The organism is Mycobacterium decipiens, assembly GCF_963853665.1.
Taxonomy (GTDB): domain Bacteria; phylum Actinomycetota; class Actinomycetes; order Mycobacteriales; family Mycobacteriaceae; genus Mycobacterium; species Mycobacterium decipiens.
This window is the reverse complement of sequence record NZ_OY970459.1, coordinates 4,305,496-4,325,262: the sequence shown is the minus strand read 5'-3', so window position 1 is coordinate 4,325,262 and position 19,767 is coordinate 4,305,496. Positions and strand designations below refer to the sequence as shown.

At 64.9% G+C, this 19,767-nt stretch carries 13 protein-coding genes, 1 tRNA gene and 7 pseudogenes; 7 read left to right on the top strand and 14 right to left on the bottom strand.

The window, feature by feature from the left end; all coding sequences use genetic code 11:
• Positions 1-51: 51 nt before the first annotated feature.
• From AADZ55_RS19120 to AADZ55_RS19100, 5 genes are all read right to left on the bottom strand, one after another.
• Positions 52-534 carry a VOC family protein gene (locus AADZ55_RS19120; RefSeq protein WP_423202328.1) on the bottom strand — a complete coding sequence of 161 codons (483 nt, stop codon included), beginning with the start codon at positions 532-534 and terminating at the stop codon, positions 52-54.
• Between the two features lie 14 nt (positions 535-548).
• Positions 549-2,072 (bottom strand): carotenoid oxygenase family protein, encoded by a 1,524-nt coding sequence (locus tag AADZ55_RS19115; protein WP_085326447.1) that lies wholly within the window; start codon positions 2,070-2,072, stop codon positions 549-551.
• Between the two features lie 19 nt (positions 2,073-2,091).
• The gene (locus AADZ55_RS19110; RefSeq protein WP_085326446.1) at positions 2,092-3,315 is read right to left on the bottom strand and encodes an acetyl-CoA acetyltransferase; all 1,224 of its coding nucleotides are present in this window, start codon (positions 3,313-3,315) and stop codon (positions 2,092-2,094) included.
• Between the two features lie 126 nt (positions 3,316-3,441).
• Positions 3,442-4,722 carry a PPE family protein gene (locus AADZ55_RS19105; RefSeq protein ID WP_085326445.1) on the bottom strand — a complete coding sequence of 427 codons (1,281 nt, stop codon included), beginning with the start codon at positions 4,720-4,722 and terminating at the stop codon, positions 3,442-3,444.
• 14 nt (positions 4,723-4,736) lie between these two features.
• Complete coding sequence (locus tag AADZ55_RS19100; RefSeq protein ID WP_085326444.1) at positions 4,737-5,036, bottom strand: PE family protein; 300 nt, start codon at positions 5,034-5,036, stop codon at positions 4,737-4,739.
• Between the two features lie 907 nt (positions 5,037-5,943).
• Here AADZ55_RS19100 and AADZ55_RS19095 point away from each other — a divergent pair.
• Both AADZ55_RS19095 and AADZ55_RS19090 read left to right on the top strand, forming a co-directional pair.
• Positions 5,944-7,725, top strand: coding sequence for a BCCT family transporter (locus tag AADZ55_RS19095; RefSeq protein ID WP_085326443.1), 1,782 nt, complete (start codon positions 5,944-5,946; stop codon positions 7,723-7,725).
• A 51-nt stretch (positions 7,726-7,776) separates the two neighbouring features.
• On the top strand, positions 7,777-8,577 hold the full coding sequence (locus AADZ55_RS19090) for an enoyl-CoA hydratase/isomerase family protein (RefSeq protein WP_085326442.1): 801 nt from the start codon (positions 7,777-7,779) through the stop codon (positions 8,575-8,577).
• 52 nt (positions 8,578-8,629) lie between these two features.
• On the opposite strand, the gene AADZ55_RS19085 is transcribed toward AADZ55_RS19090, so the two are convergent.
• Positions 8,630-9,091, bottom strand: a complete 462-nt coding sequence (locus AADZ55_RS19085; protein ID WP_085326441.1) for an RES family NAD+ phosphorylase — start codon at positions 9,089-9,091, stop codon at positions 8,630-8,632.
• A 243-nt stretch (positions 9,092-9,334) separates the two neighbouring features.
• On the opposite strand from AADZ55_RS19085, the pseudogene AADZ55_RS19080 reads away from it, so the two are divergent.
• A pseudogene (locus tag AADZ55_RS19080) lies at positions 9,335-10,322 on the top strand (IS256 family transposase); the annotation flags it as partial.
• Positions 10,323-10,722: 400 nt separating this feature from the next.
• On the opposite strand, the pseudogene AADZ55_RS19075 reads toward AADZ55_RS19080, so the two are convergent.
• Positions 10,723-11,346, bottom strand: a pseudogene (locus tag AADZ55_RS19075) (SAM-dependent methyltransferase); the annotation flags it as partial.
• 365 nt (positions 11,347-11,711) lie between these two features.
• On the opposite strand from AADZ55_RS19075, the pseudogene AADZ55_RS23625 reads away from it, so the two are divergent.
• Both AADZ55_RS23625 and AADZ55_RS19070 read left to right on the top strand, forming a co-directional pair.
• Positions 11,712-11,942, top strand: a pseudogene (locus AADZ55_RS23625) (hypothetical protein); the annotation flags it as partial.
• A gap of 82 nt (positions 11,943-12,024) precedes the next feature.
• Positions 12,025-12,690, top strand: coding sequence for a TIGR04283 family arsenosugar biosynthesis glycosyltransferase (locus AADZ55_RS19070; protein WP_085326440.1), 666 nt, complete (start codon positions 12,025-12,027; stop codon positions 12,688-12,690).
• A gap of 112 nt (positions 12,691-12,802) precedes the next feature.
• Here the strand turns inward: AADZ55_RS19070 and AADZ55_RS19065 are convergent.
• Positions 12,803-12,911: pseudogene (locus AADZ55_RS19065) on the bottom strand (IS481 family transposase); the annotation flags it as partial.
• Here AADZ55_RS19065 and AADZ55_RS19060 point away from each other — a divergent pair.
• Positions 12,912-13,007 (top strand): annotated as a pseudogene (locus AADZ55_RS19060) (integrase core domain-containing protein); the annotation flags it as partial. It lies immediately after the preceding pseudogene.
• A gap of 15 nt (positions 13,008-13,022) precedes the next feature.
• Here the strand turns inward: AADZ55_RS19060 and AADZ55_RS19055 are convergent.
• Positions 13,023-14,208, bottom strand: a pseudogene (locus tag AADZ55_RS19055) (IS481 family transposase).
• A 196-nt stretch (positions 14,209-14,404) separates the two neighbouring features.
• On the opposite strand from AADZ55_RS19055, the gene AADZ55_RS19050 reads away from it, so the two are divergent.
• Positions 14,405-15,595: an IS481 family transposase gene (locus AADZ55_RS19050; protein WP_341286227.1), complete on the top strand. Its 1,191-nt coding sequence runs from the start codon at positions 14,405-14,407 to the stop codon at positions 15,593-15,595.
• A gap of 42 nt (positions 15,596-15,637) precedes the next feature.
• On the opposite strand, the gene AADZ55_RS19045 is transcribed toward AADZ55_RS19050, so the two are convergent.
• From AADZ55_RS19045 to AADZ55_RS19025, 5 genes and pseudogenes are all read right to left on the bottom strand, one after another.
• Positions 15,638-15,710, bottom strand: a tRNA-Arg gene (locus AADZ55_RS19045).
• Between the two features lie 53 nt (positions 15,711-15,763).
• A complete protein-coding gene (locus AADZ55_RS19040; RefSeq protein WP_085324989.1) occupies positions 15,764-16,582 on the bottom strand; it encodes a TIGR03621 family F420-dependent LLM class oxidoreductase in 819 nt (272 codons plus the stop codon).
• Positions 16,583-16,613: 31 nt separating this feature from the next.
• Positions 16,614-17,678, bottom strand: coding sequence for a poly-gamma-glutamate hydrolase family protein (locus AADZ55_RS19035; protein ID WP_085324990.1), 1,065 nt, complete (start codon positions 17,676-17,678; stop codon positions 16,614-16,616).
• A pseudogene (locus AADZ55_RS19030) lies at positions 17,679-18,967 on the bottom strand (Nramp family divalent metal transporter); the annotation flags it as partial. It abuts the gene before it with no gap.
• Positions 18,968-18,997: 30 nt separating this feature from the next.
• Positions 18,998-19,735 carry a flavodoxin family protein gene (locus AADZ55_RS19025; protein WP_085324992.1) on the bottom strand — a complete coding sequence of 246 codons (738 nt, stop codon included), beginning with the start codon at positions 19,733-19,735 and terminating at the stop codon, positions 18,998-19,000.
• Positions 19,736-19,767 lie beyond the last annotated feature (32 nt).

Here is a 19,767-nt window from a genome sequence, read left to right as displayed (position 1 = left end):
GCAGAAAGTCTCCAGCACCCTCAGGACGCTTCAATGGTGTGGGGGAAGGCCTTAGTCCGTCGGGAACTCGTGCCTTCCCGAGGCGGAGCTGTCGCCGGGTTCGTTGACCCCGAACACGAACGGCGCGAACACGACCTCGCGGCCATCCGGGTCGCGATAGGTGACGGCTCCGGCGGCTTCCCAGTAGGGGTGCTGTTGCACCGGCTCCAGCGCCGCCTCCTGCAAGCGCGCAATCGCGGCTTGCTGCGCCTGTCTGTCCGGGAAGTACAGGCACAGCTGTTCGTGACGGTCCACTGCGACGCCATCGACCGCTTCGACGATTTCCAGCGTGAGCTTCGAGCTGGGCAGGCCGAATATCGCGCCGTTGCTGCCGTAGCTTTCGGCAAAGGTCTCGTAGAGTGGCAGCCCTACCAGCTCGCGGTAGAACCGAACTGTCTCTTCGAAGTTCGACGAGCGGCGGGCGAAACGGATGGAGCCGATTGACGCCAATTCCTTGCGCCAGTGCGTTGTTCGGAGGGGCTTTTCGCGGTCCACTGCTCGTCCGAACATCACAGCCCGACGGCGGCTGCCGGCGACTCCGTGTGATTCCACCGGCGCAACTCGGTCCCCGGCACCCACGTCGAATGAGTGCCGCTGGAAATGCGTTCCGGCAGCTGAAGTTTGCACACCGGGCCGTCACCGACGCGCGCCGCGTCGAAAACCAGGCAGTAGGAGGCGTCGGCGTTTGTATCGGTGGTCAGGGTGATCAGGTAGCCGTCGTCCTCGGCGCTGCTGCCCACCCGCGGAGCCATCGCGGTTTCACTTCCATAGACTCCATCACCGAACGAATAGCCCTCCTGGTTGCCAGTGAGCAGATCGTGTTTGACCAGCCCGTCGAACAGGAACCAGCCCGGTTTGCCGGTAGCGGCGTAGGCGTAGCGGTAGCGACTGGCCGCGTAGTCGGCGTTGATGGTCCCGAACTCGGTGATGGACTCGCAGAGTTGCTCTTCTTTCACCGCTCCGGTGACCAGGTTGAGCCGCCACCGGTGCAGCCGGGACTGCAGCCGATCCAGTGCCAGGAAGCGAAACAGCTTCTCCCACTTCGTTGCCCCGGTGGCGCCGGTTTCAAGGGGCTGGGGCTCGTCTTCGAAGAAGCCGTCGAGCACGATCTCGTCACCATCTTCGTAGGCGTTGGTGAAGTGCAGCACGAAGGTCGGATCAGCCTCGAACCAGCGGATTTCGTCAGTTCCGCCCCGCCGCGGCAGCACCGCGAACCGGGACGGCATATCTGGGTAGTAGCGCGGCAGGTGCACATTGTGCTCGAGCAGCCGGGGATCCCAGAACAACGGGAAATCGTTGAGGATGGCGTAGTTTTCGGTGAAGGCCATGTCGTGCGGCAGCCGCGGTCCGGGCAGTGGAATGTCGACATAGTGTGCCAGGTCGTTGCTCTGGTCGACGACGCCGTAGCGCATGTACGGGTCTTGCTTGCTGTAGTTGAAGAACAACAGTTCGCCGGTCTTGTTGTCTACCTTCGGATGTGCCGACACGCCCCAGCTGACCGGGAACCCTCCGTTCCAGCTCTCCTTGCCGAGCGTATTGGCCGAGTACGGATCGATCCGGTACAGATCACCACACTGGTAGAAGCTGGTCAGCGCGATACCTCGGTGGACGATGACATCGGTGCTCGACGCGTCCTTCATCAGGCCACGAGCGCCCCAGCCGTGCTCGCGCTTGGCCAGCTGCACCGGTTCGGCCAGACCCGGCCATAGCGGCTCCCCGGCCTGGTTCTCCGCCAAGAAGCCATCCGTACGAATAAATCGGTTGCGGTAGAAGGCTTTTCCGTCACGGAAGCCGACGACGTGCAGCATGCCGTCGCCGTCGAACGGGTGATAGGTCTTAAACGCCGGGTGTAACGGGTTCTCGGTGTTGCGCAGGTAGATGCCGTCCAGGTCGGCGGGAACTTCGCCGGCTACGGCGGTCAGGTCGTCGGCATCCCACTCGGTCGTTTGTGGTCTCCACGGACCGATGCGATAGGGGTGGTCGTCGTCTTCGGGCAGGGTCGACAGGAACTTGCCGACGATTTCCACGTCCATAGTCAAATGCCGATTTCCGTTAGTTTCCAGCGCCGACAACGAAGCTCACGGTAGTAGCGGTGCTGCCGCCGAAGTTCAATGTGGCGAACGTCTGCGCGTCCTCGACCTGGTAGTCGCCGGCGGTGCCGCTGACCTGTTTGGCCGCATCGAGGAGCATCCGCACCCCGGAAGCCCCGACCGGGTGTCCGCCGCCGATCAATCCGCCGCTGGGGTTGATCGGCAATCGCCCACCGATCTCGATCTCCCCGTTTTCGATGGCCTTCCAAGACTCGCCCGGCCCGGTGAGCCCAATGTGATCGATGGCCAGGTACTCGCTGGGGGTGAAGCAGTCGTGCACCTCGATCCCGCTCAGGTCGTCGAGGGAAACCCGCGCGCGATGCAGGGCGTCCAGCGCCGCGGCCCGCACGTGCGGCAACAGGTAGGGGGTCGAGTCGTCTTGGGCAGCGCGGTCCAGCTTCTGGCGCAGGCCCAACCCGACGGTGCGATGTCCCCAGCCGTCGATGCGACCGATCGGGCGCGCGGCGGGGTGGTCGCGCAGATAGGAATCGCTCACCAGCACCAATCCCGCGCCGCCGTCCGTCATCTGGCTGCAATCGAACCGACGCAGCCGGCCTTCGGTAATCGGATTGGTCGCGTCGTCGTCCGTGATGGGGTCGGGGATCGTCCAGCCACGGGTCTGTGCGTTGGGGTTGTGCCGGGCGTTGGCGAAATTGAGCCGGGCGATGGCGCGTAGATGAGTGTCGTCCAAACCGTATCGCCGGTCGTATTCGTCGGCGACCTGCGCGAACATCGACGGCCACAGGTAGCGGGCCCCGACCCCCTCGTGTCCGGTCCAGGCCGCGGCACCCAGATGCTGGGCCGCGGTGTCGCCGGGGACGGTCTTCTCAAGCTCGAGGCCCACGACGAGCGCGACCTGATACGTGCCCGATCGCAGGTCGGCCATTGCCGCCAGCGTGGCCACGCTGCCGGACGCGCACGCGGCCTCGTGCCGCGAGGCCGGCGTGTCCCAGAGACCGTCGCAGATCGTAGCCGGCATCGCCCCAAGGTGGCCCTGACCGGCAAACATTTCGCCAAACGCATTCGCGACGTGGACGACCCCGATGTCGGCGGCGGCTACCTTGGCCGCGGTGAGCGTGTTATCAACGAGCTCTCTGGTCAGGTCAGCGAAGTCGCGGTTCTCTTTGCTGAGGTTGCGAGCAAAATCGCTCTGATAGCCGCCGAGAATCCAGACACCACCGTCCATGACCGTACGCTACTACAAGCAGGGTGAACGACCCGTTGGCCAGCTACGGAAACCCCTATCCGCCGTTTCCGGTGCAGACTCGCGCGAATTTCGCACCAAAACCGCGCGTGCAATGGCTCATCCAATTCACGGCGGAGGGCTTCCCGACGGTGGTGGCTGCTCTCGAATCACCACCACCGGGGGTTTGCGGTCATCCTGTTGGTCGTCGGTGGCGGCGCCGCTGCGGGTGCCGCCACCGCCCGTCGTACCGCGGGCGGCCAAACTGGCCAACGCCATCCCGCTGAGCAGACCTGCCGGCATTCCGTTGAGGGCGGTCGGATCCACTCCGGGGACGGCGCCGGCGCTGGGCATCGCATTGACGGCAAGCTGAATCTCCGGGGCGGCCGTGGTCCAGCTGTGCGGCACCGACAACGCCCCGACCAATGCCCCATGGCCGACGCCCGCGGACACCGCCGCCGCGCCCCCGAAGGGGCCCCAGTCTGACCCACTCGCGTCCGTCGTCGAACTGATTGCGGTGCCTTGTGTGCCTTGCGTCGGTGCCAATCCGCCATGATCCGAGTCGTCGTAGTTCCAGGGTCGGAATGTGTTGGTCAGCGCCAAGGCGAAACTGCCGCTCGCAATGCCCGCGATGTAGAGCGCGATCGCGTCCAAATCCCCTATAGGGGTAGGGATTACCACCTGAGCGGTTCCGACCTGCTGGTTGAGGGTAGAAGCGATTCCCAACAGCCCCGCTGTCAGCGGATCAGCATTCGCGGCCAACGCGGACAAGCTGTCCCCCAGGACACCCGGGTATAGCTGAGCCAGCATCGCCTGTGCATTCGTCGCGGCGCCCGCACCGGCGGCTTGGGCGACTGCCGCGGCTTCGGCCGCGGGCCCGGCCGGGTCGGTGCTTTCCACCGGTGGGGCGAACGGCGTCAACGCCGACGCGGCCGCCGATGCCCCTTCATAGCTGTACATCGCGGCGGCGTCCTGGGCCCACATTTCGGCATACTCGGCCTGGGTGGTCGCGATAGCCGGGCTATTTTGCCCCAGAAGGTTCGCCGCGACCAGCGACATTAACCGGCTGCGGTTGGCCGCGATGAGGGGCGGCGGCACCGTAATCGCGAACGTCGCCGCGAATGCTTCCGCCGCCGTCCTGGCCTGGGTGGCCGTCTCCTTCGCCTGCGCCGCCGTCGCAGCCAGCCACCCCACATACGGGATTGCCGCGGCCGCCATCGCCGCTGCCGCCGGCCCCATCCACGGCTCAACGATCAGCGTCGATACCACCGATCCATACGAAACCGCCGCGGAACTCAACTCGGCGGCCACACCGTCCCAGGCGGCCGCGGCAGCAAGTATCGACTCCGGTCCCGGACCGGAGTACATCCGGCCCGAATTGACCTCCGGAGGTAAGAGCCCGAAATCCATTGCCAGCAACCTCCTTAACTGGTCGCGACCACATTGGCGGCCTCGGTGGCCGCGTACGAATCGGCGCCGGCCGCCAGGGTGGCCACAAACATGTCATGGACCAGCGCGGCCTGCCTGCCAACCACCTGGTACTTCTCGGCGTGCGCGGCGAACCGGGCCGCCGTCAGCGCGGACACTTCATCGGCAGCGGGGGGCAACACCCCCGTCGTCGGGGCGCACGCGGCTGCGTTCTGCGCGGTCACCGCGGTACCGATCTTCTGCAAATCCCCAACCGCCATTGCCAAGACCTCCGGCTGGATGGTCACAAAAGACATCGGATACCACCTTATGCGGGTAGCCTCATCTGATCGGCCGACGTCTTCTACATAACCACGGAAATGTCTGCTTTATAACGGAATTAGACTTCTTTGTGTCTTGAGGACCGTGGCAGGAAGCCCACTGTAACCACAGCGTACTTCTTCGGGTTGCTGGTCAAGCTCGATGGCATGCAGAATTTGGCCGCCGCGGAAGGCTCAATGCGGTCGAAACCGCGCCCGCACAGGTTTCCCGACGCATCCGTTCCGTTAGAACCGCAGGTGGGCCGCAGCGGCCAAGTAGGGCGGTTCCGTCGGCTCTCGGGCTGAACCGACGGAACCTAGGCAGGCGTATAGGCCGGCCGATACGCCTGCCTTCCAGGGGCATTGCCATCCGCAGCGGTTGACAAACATCTGTGGCCAACTTGGCAACCGGTCTCGCGTAGGCGGTGCTGAGATGGGTGATCGAATAAGGTTGCCGGGCAGTGATATTCGAAGAATCTTGTCGACAACCACGATTCAGCATTCCGGCCGAAACTGGAATGAGCGACAGCGGGATAGGCTGGGCGTTCCCGGCGCCGGCCGATGTCCTCGTCGCCGCTACCTCGCCGTGGCCGGCTCACCGACTTCCCGGTGGGAGCCCGCCTGATCGAAACCCATCCAACGAATCCGACCCACGCCCAGTCGCGCTGGCGCGCAATTTCGCCAACCTGCTCTGCGCCTACTTGACCTGTTTGTTACCTGAGATGAGCGTTGTCCGTCATAACGCAGCGGTGTTTGCCTGTGTTTGGCTGACGTTGGTTTGCTGCTCGGCATAGACGAGTTCGGTACGCAAGGTGGTTGCTGCCGATCCGTGTTAGACAGAAACGGCGACGCCGTGCCCGTGACGAGGACGCGGTGAGAAAGGAGTGTGATGGCGTTGACTGATATGTCCGAGAAAGATCGTGGTAGCACGAACGCTGTTGTCCAGGCCTGGCGCAGCATTAAGCCCGCGGTTTTTGTTCCGGCTTCAGTGGTGATCATCGCCATGATCGTCGTTTCGGTCGTGTACTCGCGCACTGCCGAGAACGCGTTCGTCCGGCTGAACGCCGCGATCACGGACGGTGTCGGGTGGTGGTACATCCTGGTTGCCACAGCGTTTGTGGTGTTTGCGCTGTACTGCGGTATTTCCCAGATCGGCACCATCCGGCTTGGCAGCGACGACGAGCTACCCGAGTTCGGCTTTTGGGCCTGGTTGGCTATGCTGTTCAGCGCCGGTATGGGTATCGGCTTGGTCTTTTACGGGGTGGCCGAGCCGCTCAGCCACTACGCGCGTCCACCGCAGTTGCGTGGTGTGCCCCCGCTCACCGATGCCGCGGCCAACCAGGCGATGGCGCTGACAGTGTTCCACTGGGGGTTGCACGCCTGGGCGATTTACGTGGTGGTTGGCCTCGGTATGGCGTACATGACCTATCGGCGGGGCCGCCCGCTATCGGTGCGTTGGCTGTTGGAGCCGGTCCTGGGGCGGCGCCGCGTTGAGGGCGTATTGGGGCACGCCGTCGACGTCATCGCAATCGTCGGAACGCTCTTCGGTGTCGCCACCTCGTTGGGCTTCGGCATCATCCAGATCGCCTCCGGTCTGGAATATCTCGGCTGGATCAGGGTGGACAACTGGTGGATGGTCGGCATGATCACCGTCATTACCGCCACCGCGACGGCGTCGGTGGTCAGTGGAGTCAGTAGGGGTTTGAAATGGCTGTCGAACATCAACTTGGCGCTGGCCGGCGCACTGGCCCTGTTCGTGTTAGTGCTTGGGCCAACACTTTTCTTGCTGCAGTCGTGGGTGCAGAACTTGGGCGGCTACGTCCAATCGCTTCCGCAATTCATGCTGCGCACCGCGCCGTTCTCTCACGATGACTGGCTCGGTGACTGGACCATCTTCTACTGGGGCTGGTGGATCAGCTGGGCTCCGTTTGTCGGGATGTTTATCGCGCGGATCTCGCGGGGGCGGACGATCCGGGAGTTCATCGGCGCCGTGCTGCTGGTTCCCACCGTGATCGCCTCGCTGTGGTTCACCATCTTCGGTGATTCGGCGCTGTTGCGACAACGCAACGACGGCGACATGCTCGTCGGCGGAGCCGTGGACGCCAACACATCGCTTTTCCGATTGCTCGACGGTCTGCCCATCGGGGTCATTACCAGCGTTCTCGCGGTGGTGGTGATTGTGTTCTTTTTCGTCACGTCGTCGGACTCTGGTTCGTTGGTCATCGACATCTTGTCAGCGGGTGGCGAGCTGGACCCACCAAAGCTGACCCGGGTCTACTGGGCGGTGCTGGAGGGGGTGGCGGCCGCGGTTTTGCTACTGATCGGCGGCGCAGGGTCGCTGACCGCGCTGCGAACCGCTTCTATCGCCACGGCCCTGCCGTTCTCAATCGTCATGGTCGTGGCATGTTATGCGATGACCAAAGCGTTCCACTTCGACCTGGCCGCCACACCGAGGCTGCTGCACGTCACGGTCCCCGACGTGGTTGCGGCCGGAAACAGGCAACGCCACGACATCTCCGCGACACTATCCGGGCTCATCGCCGTCCGCGATGTCGATGGCGGTGCCTACGAGGTGCACCCCGACACGGGCGCCCTGACGGTCACCGCGCCACCGGATCCGTTGGGCGATGATGGCTTTGGTACTAGTCTGAACGAAAGCGTAGGAAACACAACATCGTTGAGATGACGCACCATTGGCTGACAGAGACTCAACTAACTCAGGTAGACTCGCACCGCTGTGGATGAATCGCTTCGGTATGAGAAGTTCGACGGTGGTGTGGCCGTCGTTACCAACACGGACGCGCCCCTGAACCGAATGAGCCTTGCCTATGTTGAGCGGCTCAGTGCGGTTATCGACGACATCGCCGCCGATGACCAGGTCCGGGCCTTCGTCATCACGGCCGACGGACTCGACAACTTCTCGGTCGGCATGAATCTCAAGGAGTTGCCTAAGGGCATCCAGGCCGCGGGCAGCATCGACGCGTTCTTCGACCGACGCCTCGACCTCATCGCGCGCATCGAAACGATGGGCAAGCCCTCCGTCGCCACGCTGTTCGGGAATTGTCTCGGTGCCGGCCTCGAACTCCCGCTTGGCTGCACGTTCCGGCTCGCCGCCGCGGACGGCGCGTCGATCGGCCTGCCGGAGATGCACCTAGGTGCGACACCTGCCTGGGGAGGGTCCGCTCGGCTGTCCAAGACCATCGGGCGCCAGCACGCCCTCGACATGATCCTGCGAGCGAAGACCTTGAGCGGGCCGGAGGCGCATGCTATCGGTCTTGTCGACGAGGTGTGGCCGCTCAACGAGCTGAAAGATCGAGCGACGCAGCTCGCCCTCGAGCTGGCGAGGCAACCGGCGCTCGCCGTTCGGGCCATGTTGGAAGCTCTTTATGACTGCGAGCGCCGCACGCTTCAGGATCTGCTCGCCGCGGAGCGCCGGGCCATCCACGCAACCATGGGGTCGGACGATGCCCGCGAGGGGCTGATGGCATTCCTGGAGAAGCGCCCGCCGGTGTTCAACCGACAAACGGGTAACCCATGAGTGGCAGACCCGGCGGTGTGGGGGCCGACCCTTTGCCAGTCGGCGGTGTTGTCTAGCAGCGCGTAGCGCTCGGATCGTCAAAAGGGTCGTAGCTGCCCATGGTCTTCCACTGCTCGGCCGACTTGTGCGGAGCGCCGAACCAGCGGACGTGCGGTACGACCTCAGCCGGGGAACGCGCCGCGTCGCTAACGTGACTGGTTGGGATCTCTTCAGGCGTCAGGGGTGTGCTCAAGAATGGATTGAGGACTCGGACGCCGAACAGGATTAGGTTGTGGGTCCCGGGCAACGCGGCCGATGGCACGATCATTGCGGTGGCTCCGGTGCCTCGCACGCTATCGGCCAAGGCCTGCGTAGGGGTGTAGTCGTCGCCGACGAGTTCGTCTGGGGTCAGCCCGTATTTGGCGCAGTCGTCGAAGTCGACCCGCGCGGGGTCGTTCACCTCGAAGACCGCCGTCCACAGATTTGGGACAACGTCGTCTGGATTGCCGTTCGGGCCGAGGTGGTGGCGAAGCATCTCGGCCGCGGGGCCCAGCGGATGAAGACTAGGTACTGGACGATATCGCTTTTGGCGCGGTGGAAACGGCCGGCCCGCGAGCTGGGGAATGCCCACCACGGCGAGTCGTACGATGCGTGTCGAAAGACCGTGAGCCTCATGCCGTCATGGCACGAGCAGCGGTCGCAGCGCTGCGGATTCGCGGGTAGGACAGCGGGTCGTCGAGGAGGTCGATCGGCCGCCGGTCGAGCACTGGATGCTCCGCGCACCGAGGGCCGTGCTGTGCACCGCAACGGGCACCGACCACAACGGTGTCGACTACCTCAGGTGATGTAGAGGTACAGATCCCTAAGCTGCGGGCCGGGTCGTTCTTCCCGTCACTGTTGGAACGGCGCCGCCGCATCGATAGGGCGCTGCATGCGGTGATCATGGAGGCCTACGTCCACGGCGTATCGACTCGCAGCGTCGATGACCTGGTCACTGCGATGGGCGTCCAGGCCGGGGTGTCCAAATCCGAGGTGTCACGCATCTGCGCCGGCCTGGACAAAGAGATCGGGGCCCACGTGGTCTCCCAGGCCCTGGTGGTGGCCACCGGGATGTCCATCGACGGCACCCGCGAAGTGCTGGGCACCGCCGTCGGGGACAGCGAGTCCTACGAGTTCTGGCGCGAATTCCTGGCCTTGCTGAAAGCACGTGGACTCTCGGGGGTTCATCTGGTGATCTCTGTTGCCCACGCCGGTTTGAAAGCTGCTGTGGCACAGCAGTTCAGCGGATCTTCCTGGCAGTGGTGGCGGGCATTTCATGCGCAACCTACACACCGCGGTCGCCGCCAAGCATGCGGCGGCGGTCAAGACTATCTTCGCGCACACCGACCCCGCCGAGGTCGCCGCGCAGTGGGACCGCGTTGCCGACACGCTGGCGGGCAGCTTCCCGAAGGTAGCCGACATGATGAGCCAGGCCAAGACCGACGTGTTGGCCTTCACCGCGTTCCCGCGCGCATTGGCAGAAGATCTGGTCGAACAACCCCATCGAACGGTTGAACAAGGAGATCAAGCGCCGCGCCGATGTCGTGGAGATCTTCCCCAACCCGGCGGCATTTTTACGGCTGGCCACTGCGGTGGTCATCGAGGCGCACGACGAATGGCAGGTTACCCGCCGCTACCTTTCTGATGTCTCCTTGGAGGAATTACGCACGGTCATCGCTGCCAAACACACCGCGGCAGCACTGGACAAACCACACCAAATCACCTAGCGTTCAACATGACTCGTTGATCACAATAGCGTGAGTCACGCCAGATCCGAAGTTCACCACTCCCAGGGCGCTATCCCAGATTGTTGCGTAAGGAACACAATCAATCCGAGCTCAGAGGGCGCTTTCCTCACTACGACACCGATGACCAACCGGATTCATCGGTGGATTCAGGTTTAGGCCTGGAATCGTAGGACTCGGACAGCTCTGGCGATCGACGACGCCGCGAATTAACCCCAACTAAGCAGGTTCCGGCCTGGGGCCTTGATCCAAGTCCGGCATCCAACCGAAGGTTTGGCGCCCACCGCTCGGCGTCGGGTTCCCACCGTGCGTCGGGGTGCGGCGGCCGATATCGCTTCCAGCGTGCGCCAAAGTCCGGCGGGAAATCTGTAGTCGCTCCTCGGGCGGTCAGGCTCGCGAGAACCTGACCGCCGATCATTCGGACGCTGGTGAGCCTGAGGCCGGCCTGGGCGGCCAGTATGGGGGCGCTGTCCGCCCCCACCGATGCCCAGCGAAACCACGGACCGACTTCGGACGCCAGCTCCAGGCGCACCCAGCGGGAGCGGACTCCGATGGCTTCGGCGTCGAACTCGGCTACACAACGCCCGCCGCGATTCAACAACTCGGCGGCGCGGCCCAGAATCCGCAACGGGTCTCCGCCGAGCCCGATGTTTCCGTCGATCAGCAACACCGTCTGCCAGTGCCCCACGCCAGGTAGCGACTCAAACACGTCACCCAGCAGCACCGGCGCACCGGCGCGACCGGCGAGCCGGACCGCCGCCGCGGACCGGTCGATACCCAGCGCGGGTATGCCCCGTCGGACCAGGCGCGCCACCAGCCGCCCGGGTCCGCACCCCAACTCGAGGGTGGGCCCGCTGCACAGACCCGCGACCGCCTCATCGAAGGACTCGTCGGAGGCTCGACCGCCCAACCATCGGCGCGTCGGCAGTACCCGCACCTCGCCGTCGTCATAACGGATCCAACAGTGCTCGCCGCCAAGCGCCCGATCGTAGAGATCCCCCAGCATTTCATGCCCTTCGCACGGTACCCGGCTAAGCCGTCCTGCCCTTAAGGTCATGTCCCGCGGAGCAGTATACGCCGTACGGGGTTTCGCACGAGGTTCTGCGGGTTTCCATGATGCCGTGATCGCGGCGTAGACGACAACGGATTCGTTGGTCGAGTTGCTGGGTGATCGCGCCCTTGTTGACGTAGATGTATCCGTAGGCCAGCAGACACAGCTGAGGGTTGAACGGCTGTCGATACGGTTGCGTGCACGGCAGACCGTGCCTGCCGCGCTCACGCAGGACACTCAACAAGCAGCTCGCGCAGCACATCGGGATGGGCCGTGGTGAGTCGTTCGGCTAACACAGCGGGCAGGTAACGTCCTATGCGGAAACCACCATAGGACTCTACAAAACCGAGTGCGTCCGCGACGACAGCCCGTCTCGCCGCGGACCCGATCAGCACCCTCGCTGACCTGGGAGACATCACCAGTGCACGGGTGGGTGGTTCAACCACCAACGACTCATGTGCACCGGCTGGGACTACCTACGCCCACCCGCGCAAGCCGAAGCCGACTACTACGATCAACTCCAGGCCGAAACCTGCCCCGATCGCACGTAACGAAATGTGCATCAGATCCGGTCCGCTTCACACACCGTCTGAACTCCCATAACCGCGGACCGCAACGTTTTATCATATCGCCATGCTCAGCGTTGTGATCCCGACGCTGTGCGCCGCCGCGACGCTGCCCGCGACTCTCGCGGCGCTGGCACAAGACGCAGACGAGATCGTGATCGCCGACGGCGGTTCCACGGACGGCACGGTGGTGCTCGCGGCTGGGCAGGGGGCGCGGATCGTCGCGGCGCCGACGGGACGCGGGCTCCAGCTCGCTGTGGGCGCTGCCGCCGCGCGGGGTGACTGGCTGCTCTTCGTGCACGCCGACACGCAACTCGCGCCCGGCTGGCGCGCCGTCGCCGACCGCTTCATGGCCGGACGCGAGGACCGCCTGAGTGCCGGCTATTTCCATTTCGCCCTCGACGACGACGCGCCGGCGGCACGGCGGCTTGAGCGCGTGGTGGCATGGCGTTGCCGGCGGCTGGGGCTGCCCTATGGTGACCAGGGCCTACTCATGTCACGCACGCTCTATGATTTGGTCGGCGGCTATCGCCCGATCGTGCTGATGGAGGACGTAGACATCGTCCGTCGCCTCGGCCGCGCGCGACTCGTAGCGCTCGATCACGTGGCGGTCACTTCCGCTGCGCGCTATCGGCACGACGGCTACCTACGCCGCTCGACGCGCAACCTCGTTTGCGTCTCCGCATGGTTCCTCGGCGTGAGCCCGCGGACCATCGCGAGGCACTACGGTTGATGAAGCCGACGCTCATCGTGTTCGCGTGCGACTGCAGTTCGGCCCGGGGCGCTGTTGGGTTAATCGGAACATCTCGTGGGTAAGTCCCCTGGCGTGGTGGCGTTTCGGGACCCGGTACGCGGCTGGTGGGTGGTTCCGTCGAGTGCTGTGTGGCCGCGGTGGTGATTGTAGGCGTGCAGCCAGCGCGGGTACTCCTGGCAGCGCTGCTGGTCGCTGAGGTAAGGTGCACTCAACCCTACCGCCCCCGAACTAACGGCAAAGTCGAGCGCTTCCACCGAACCCTGGCCGACGAATGGGCCTTTGCCCGATCCTTGACACTCGTGCGTTAGTGGTTAGGACGTTCCGCTGGTGCGGGCGGCCCGTTTGTTTCGTGCCTCGCCGCGGCTGGTCCGCGCGGCGGTTTTGACCAGATCATCGCCGATCCAAAAGCGCAACAGCTCACCGTCAACGTGGACGTCGCAACGCGCCCCGGCGTAGTGGCGGCCGATGCTGACCTGCTGCCAGGACACGCAGACCACACCGTTACTGCACACCCGGCGGCTGACCCAGTCGGTGCCGGTGCGAGCGCCACCAGCCACCGGTGAGGTCGACGGCGGTGAGGCCGGCGGACCGGCGCTGAACCGTTGCGCGGGAGTGGCCATCTGCAAGGACTGATGCGGGCGAGCGGTGTTGTAGTCGGTCACCCACTCATCCAGGGCCTGCTGAGCCGCCTTCAGGGTGACGAAAGGCGCTCGGTCACTGAGGAACTCCGCGCGCAGACTGCGATGGAACCGCTCGATCTTGCCCGTCGTGGTCGGACTGCGCGGCTGGGTCAACAAATGCTCGATCCCGTTCTCGCGGCAGATCGCATCGAAAAGCACTTCCACCACCGGGTGGTCGAACCGACCGGTGAACACCTTGCCGTTATCGGTCAAGATCTGCTCCGGTGCACCGTAGGTGGCCAACGCCGCCCGCAGCCCGTCACAGACCGCCCGGCTGCGTTCGCGGGCCATCAACCGCGCACAGACACACATCCGGGAATGATCATCAATCCCGGTCAAGGCCTTGGCGCTGGTGCTATCGGCCAGCGGAAAACCCCCGACGATGTCCATCTGCCACAACTCCATCGGCGCCCCACGCTCCCAGCGTTTCCACTTGCGCGAGCGCCGATCCCGACCAGTCGAGTCGATCATCGCCGCCCGACCAAAGCCCGATAAACGGCCGATTCCGACGGCACCGGCGCCACCTTGCGTTTGGATAGTTCGAACACCAGTCGCCGCGGCCCCAATACGGTCGCGACCGGCGCAACTCCAACAGCTCGGCCTCGACCCGCGCCGGCATCTGATGCGGACACGACACCGGTCGATGCGACCGATCCACCAAACCCTGCAGGCCCGCGGCCTCATACCGCGCCAACCAGGCATGCAGCGTCTGGCGCGACACCCCCGTCTTCTCGGCAACCTGCGAAATCGACAAACCATCGGCGTTCACCGACATCACGGCCTGATACCGCTGCTCAGCCACGCTCAACTCCCTCATCCAGGGAGGTCAAGCATCAACCGAAGCAACTGTCAAGCATCAGCCGAAACACTGTCAGGCATCACCCGAAGACAAAATGTCAAGCATCACCCGAGGTCATACACCACATCGGTGCCCCCGGCAGTGTCTGGTTTCAAGACATACGAATAGCGTGTCGCAAGACATCGGAATAGGTTGAGCGGCCCAGCGTCAGCTGGTGTCGAAGGCTCGCTTAGTCATCACCGCTGTCATCGTCGAGGGCCGCAGCCAATCGGAGGTGGCCCGCGAATACGGGGTTTCGCAGGGCTGGATCTCGCGTCTGGTGTCCCGCTACCAGCAGGAGGGCGAGGCCGCCTTCCAACCCCGCTCGCGCCGGCCGCATACCAGCCCGGCCCGGCTGCCCCAGCAGACCATCGACCTGATCATCAAACTCCGCCAGGACCTGTCCAGCAAAGGGCTCGACCATGGCCCGCACACCATCGCCTGGCACCTGCAACATCATCACGGACTGATCGTGTCGGTGCCCAGCATCCACCGGCATCTGCGCGCAGCCGGGCTGATCACCCCCACACCACAACGGCGGCCCAAGTCCTCCTACATCCGGTTTGCCGCCGAGCAGCCCAACGAACGCTGGCAGGCCGACTTCACCCACTGGTGGCTGGCCGATCGCACCCACGTGGAGATCCTCAACTGGCTCGATGACCACGCCCGCTACGCCCTGTCGGTGACCGCCCACCGCCGCGTCACCGGCCCCATCGTGCTCTCCGAGTTCCGCAAAGCCTGTGCCGCCCACGGCATCCCGGCCTCCACATTGACCGACAACGGCATGGTCTTCACCACCCGCCTCTCCGGCGGCAAAGGCGGACGCAACGGCTTAGAAAATGAACTCCGCCGCCTCGGAATCACCCAAATCAACTCCACCCCCAACCACCCCACCACCTGCGGCAAGGTGGAACGCTTCCACCAAACCCTCAAACGGTTCCTGACCAAACAACCCAAAGCCGACACCATCGCCGACCTGCAGCCCCAGCTCGACGCCTTCGTCGAGGTCTACAACCATCGCCGCCCCCACCGCTCCCTACCCCATCGGACCACCCCCGCCACCGCCTACACCGCCCGACCCAAAGCCGATCCAGCAACCCGCACCGACACCCACAACCGGGTCCGCACCGACCGCATCGACCAAGCCGGCGGCATCACCTTGCGCGTCGCCGGCCGGCTGCACCACCTCGGCGTGGGGCGAACCTACACCGGCACCCGCGTGCTGATCCTCGTCCAGGACCTACACGTCCGCATCATCAACGCCGCCACCGGCGAGCTGCTGCGCGAGCTAACACTGGACCCCACCAAGGACTACCAACCCACCGGTGCCCCCAAAGGCCCCAAACGGAAGAAGGCCCGACCCTAACGCAGGTTCGGACCTATTCCGATGTCTTGAGACATCACACGGTGCCCCCGGCAGGATTCGAACCTGCGACACCGGCTTTAGGAGAGCCGTGCTCTATCCCCTGAGCTACGAGGGCGGTCGGGCTGAGCTTACCGGGGGAGCTACTGAACTTCCGCTGGCAGCGATCGGTCACCGCAACCTTGCGATCACCGTCGCGAAGTTCTCGAGGTGGCGGTCCTGCACCGTGAAGGATGTCAGCCCGTACCTCTCCCGATATCCGGACAACGCGTCGGCCAGCTCTGGCGGCGACCCGCTGAGCACCGTTGGCATGGCCAGCAACTCTTCGTCGGACGCCTCCGGCGCATACCTGCGGGTCAACGACAGGTCGGGGATGCTGGCGCCCTTGGCCGGCACCGCGGTGATTGCCAGGTTCAGTTCGAGCGAGGCAAACCTGTCGCCGGCGGCGCCGCGGACGAACTCGACACGTTCGGCCAGCGGATCGGCGACGTCGCCTACCTTGGCGCCGGTCAGCCCGATGACGTCGGCGTGCCGAGCGGCCAGCGTCAACACCCGATCGCCGTTGCCCGCGATAAGGAGCGGCACCGTCGGGTGACGTGCTCTCAGGTAGGTCGCCATACGCTCGAGGTGGTCGACTCGCCGTCCGGCGCTCGGGTACGGCAGCTCGGCGGCCTCGAACTCCGCCCGGACGTAGCCGGTGCCGAGGCCCATTTCGAGCCGCCCGTCACTGAGCATGTCCACCGCAGCGATGTCTCGGCTGAGCAGAGCCGGTTGGTAGAAGCCGCAATTGAGCACATAGCTGCTCACTCGGATGGTCGTGGTGGCCTGGGCGGCCGCGGTGAGCAGCGGAAACGGTGCCGCCGCGCCGAGATGGTCAGGCACGCAAAGAATGTCGTATCCGAGGTCCTGCGCCCGCTTCGCCGTTGCCTCAAGCGCAGCGCGCGACCTGATGAAGCGGACGCTGACCCCGAAGCGAAAGTCCTTGGCCACCAGCCACCTCCGTTCACGAATCGTCGGACGGCTACCAGGATCGGGCCGCAGCCACCAGGCCCCGAATCAGGGTGGTGGTGACCGGTGACAAGCCGTCGTCGCCGGTGAGGGTGCTGCGTGGGCCGAGGCCCCGGACGCGAACCGACAGTTCCAGCTGGGCCCCGCCGTCGCGGACCCGGTTGACCGGATTGTCTGGATGCAGGCCCCGTAGCTCCTGCGGGATGGCAGTGAGATCGGTGACGACCTGATAGCCGGGCAGCCGGATGTGCTGGGCGAGATGGGCGGCGAGCGTGCGGTTACGGCCTCCGGCCAACAGCTCGGTGCTGCGCCCGATGCGGCCGTAGCCGTGCAGCGAGACGGCGACGTCGACGTGGTCGACGAACTCGGCGAGGCGGGCCGATTCCGCGGGGTCGAACCGGGCCGACGGCAGGTGGTGCGGGTAGTTGTCCGGATGCCGCAGCAGGTACACCGAAGCGCCTGCGGCCTCGGCGGCGCGTTCGGCGATCAGATCGGTCACCTGTTCGAGGCCGCCGCCGTGTATGGCAAGGAAGCCGAACCGGGACCGCAGTTGGCAGGACTCGATCATGCCGGGTTCGTTCAACAACTCCGAAAGTGACTGTGGCGCAGGTCCGGTCCGTGCTGGCGGTAACACCGGTCGGGGCCACTGCGCGGGATCCCACCGATGCAGAAACTCGATCCAGCGTTGCGGCAGCCCGTGGTGTACGGCGCCGTCGATGACGCGCGGCAGATAGCCCGGCCGCGGCGGGCCGGGGGTCACCCGGTGGTCGATGTAGACCCAGGCCGGCGACGGTCCGTCGTCGGTGTGCACGGTCAGCCGTTCCCGCCGGTAGCGCACCGGCACGCCCTCGGCGCTGTCCAATGTGGCCAGGTCGTGGTCCGAGATCTGCCATAGCACTCCGTGCACCTGATTGCCGGCGAACGGCTCGACGGTGGCCACACCGCGCTGGTTGATCAGCCAGTCATGGTCGCTGAGCACGGCGGGCCGCGGATCACCGGCGTCAGGACAACGCGACGTCATCTGCCGGGCGCACAGGTTGGACCCGTATGCGAAGTAGGGATGCCGCTGGTCCGGCATTCAGCCGGCCACCGTCAGATAGATCAGCCCCACGTTGAGCAGACTAACCAGCACCGCGACCACCCAGCCAACAGATGTGGTGGCGCGATGGTTGGTGTCGCCCGCCATCACCGCCGGGTTGCTGGTGAGTCTGACCAGCGGAAGTATCGCGAACGGAATACCGAAGGAGAGCACCACCTGCGAGAGCACCAAGGTGCGGGTGGGGTCGAAGTCCAGCATCAGTATCGTCACGGCGGGGCACAGCGTGATCAGGCGCCGTAGGCCCATGGGCACCTTCCAGTGCAGCAATCCCTGCATGATCATGGCGCCGGCATAGGCACCCACCGACGACGACGCCAGGCCGGAGGCCAGCAATCCGACCGCGAATAGCACCGCGATCGTCGCCCCCAACGTGTCGTGCACGGCATGGTAGGCGCCCTCGATCGACGCGGTGTCCCCGCGACCCCGCATGTTCAGCGCGGCAACCAGCAGCATCGCCGCGTTTACCCCGCCGGCGATCACCATCGCCAGGCCGACGTCCCAGCGGGTGACGCGCAGCAATCGTCGCCGCAACGGACCCGGAGCGGGATGTCCGTGCCGGTCGCGCGCGAGACCTGAATGCAGGTACACGGCGTGCGGCATGACGGTGGCCCCCAGGATCGCGGCGGCCAAAAGTACGCTCTCGGTTCCCTGAAAGTGCGGTACCAAACCGGCGAGGACGGCATTGGGGGGCGGTGTCACGACGAAGAAACTGGCGGTGAAGCCGATGGCGATCACCAGCAGTAACGCGGTGATGACGTACTCGAACAGGCGCTGACCGCGCCGGTCCTGGACCGTCAGCAGCAGCAACGAGACCACGCCGGTGATGATCCCGCCGACCGGCAGTGGCACGTTGAACATGATCTGCAACGCGATGGCTCCACCGATCACCTCGGCCACATCGGTTGCCATCGCGACGATCTCGGCCTGCACCCAGAAGGCCAGCCGGGCCGGGCGTCCCATCCGCGCCCCGATTGCCTCCGGCAGTGAGCGTCCGGTCACCAACCCGAGCTTCGCCGAGAGATACTGCACCAGGCCGGCCATCACATTAGCTGCGACGATGACCCACAACAGCAGGTAGCCGAACTGTGCGCCGGAGCTGACGTTGGCCGCTACGTTCCCGGGGTCGACATAGGCGATCGCCGCGACGAAAGCCGGCCCGAGCAGATACCAGCTCGTTTTCACCGAAGTTAGGGTGTCGTGCGCCAACTCACCGACTCTCGATCCATTACCGAATAAAAAAGTGAGGTTAACCGAAATTCGGTGGCCGCAAGTTGCCCGGCTCCCCAGGGCCCCGTTGGCTACCGATAGTCAGGGTTGGCGAAGTCGGGACGGCAGCCCGCGTCCCATTTGGTGCGTTGGTTCCCGTAGGCCGGAATACCGCCGGCAGCGTTCAACAGCTGCGCGATGTGCATCAAGTTGAAGGTCATGAACGTGGTGTTGCGGTTGGTGAAGTCGTTCTCCGGACCGCCAGAACCGGGGTCGAGGTAGGACGGTCCCGGACCGGCTGCACCGATCCAACCCGCGTCAGCCTGCGGCGGGATGGTGTATCCCAGGTGCTGCAGGCTGTAGAGCACATTCATCGCGCAGTGCTTGACGCCGTCTTCGTTTCCGGTGATGAGGCAACCACCGACGCGGCCGTAGTAGGCGTACTGCCCATCCTCGTTGAGCAGGCTCGAACACGCGTAGAGCCGCTCGATCACCCGCTTCATCACCGAGCTGTTGTCCCCCAGCCAGATCGGCCCGCACAGCACCAGAATGTGCGCATCGAGGACACGCTGATACAGGGCGGGCCATTCGTCGGTCGCCCAACCGTGTTCGGCCATGTCCGGCCATACGCCGGTCGCTATGTCATGGTCGACAGCGCGCAAAGTGTCGACCACCACGCCGTGTTCACGCATGATCCCCGAGCTGCGTTGAATGAGGCCATCGGTATGGCTGACCTCTGGCGAGCGCTTCAGTGTCGTGTTGATGAACAGCGCGCGCAAGCCGTCAAATCGCGGCGGCGTCACAACGCCGCCGTCAGAAGTCGTGGTCATACCCACCTGCCTGTCGTAGTTGCTGCCGGGCG

What these genes read in the sequence shown, in the direction of transcription:
- AADZ55_RS19085 (WP_085326441.1), bottom strand. Translation starts at nt 9,091, where the DNA reads ATGCTTCGCCACCACCTCGGCCCGAACGGCAATCCAGACGACGTTGTC.
- AADZ55_RS19100 (WP_085326444.1), bottom strand. Translation starts at nt 5,036, where the DNA reads ATGTCTTTTGTGACCATCCAGCCGGAGGTCTTGGCAATGGCGGTTGGG.
- AADZ55_RS19110 (WP_085326446.1), bottom strand. Translation starts at nt 3,315, where the DNA reads ATGGACGGTGGTGTCTGGATTCTCGGCGGCTATCAGAGCGATTTTGCT.
- AADZ55_RS19035 (WP_085324990.1), bottom strand. Translation starts at nt 17,678, where the DNA reads ATGCCGGACCAGCGGCATCCCTACTTCGCATACGGGTCCAACCTGTGC.
- AADZ55_RS19095 (WP_085326443.1), top strand. Translation starts at nt 5,944, where the DNA reads ATGTCCGAGAAAGATCGTGGTAGCACGAACGCTGTTGTCCAGGCCTGG.
- AADZ55_RS19115 (WP_085326447.1), bottom strand. Translation starts at nt 2,072, where the DNA reads ATGGACGTGGAAATCGTCGGCAAGTTCCTGTCGACCCTGCCCGAAGAC.
- AADZ55_RS19070 (WP_085326440.1), top strand. Translation starts at nt 12,025, where the DNA reads ATGCTCAGCGTTGTGATCCCGACGCTGTGCGCCGCCGCGACGCTGCCC.
- AADZ55_RS19025 (WP_085324992.1), bottom strand. Translation starts at nt 19,735, where the DNA reads ATGACCACGACTTCTGACGGCGGCGTTGTGACGCCGCCGCGATTTGAC.
- AADZ55_RS19105 (WP_085326445.1), bottom strand. Translation starts at nt 4,722, where the DNA reads ATGGATTTCGGGCTCTTACCTCCGGAGGTCAATTCGGGCCGGATGTAC.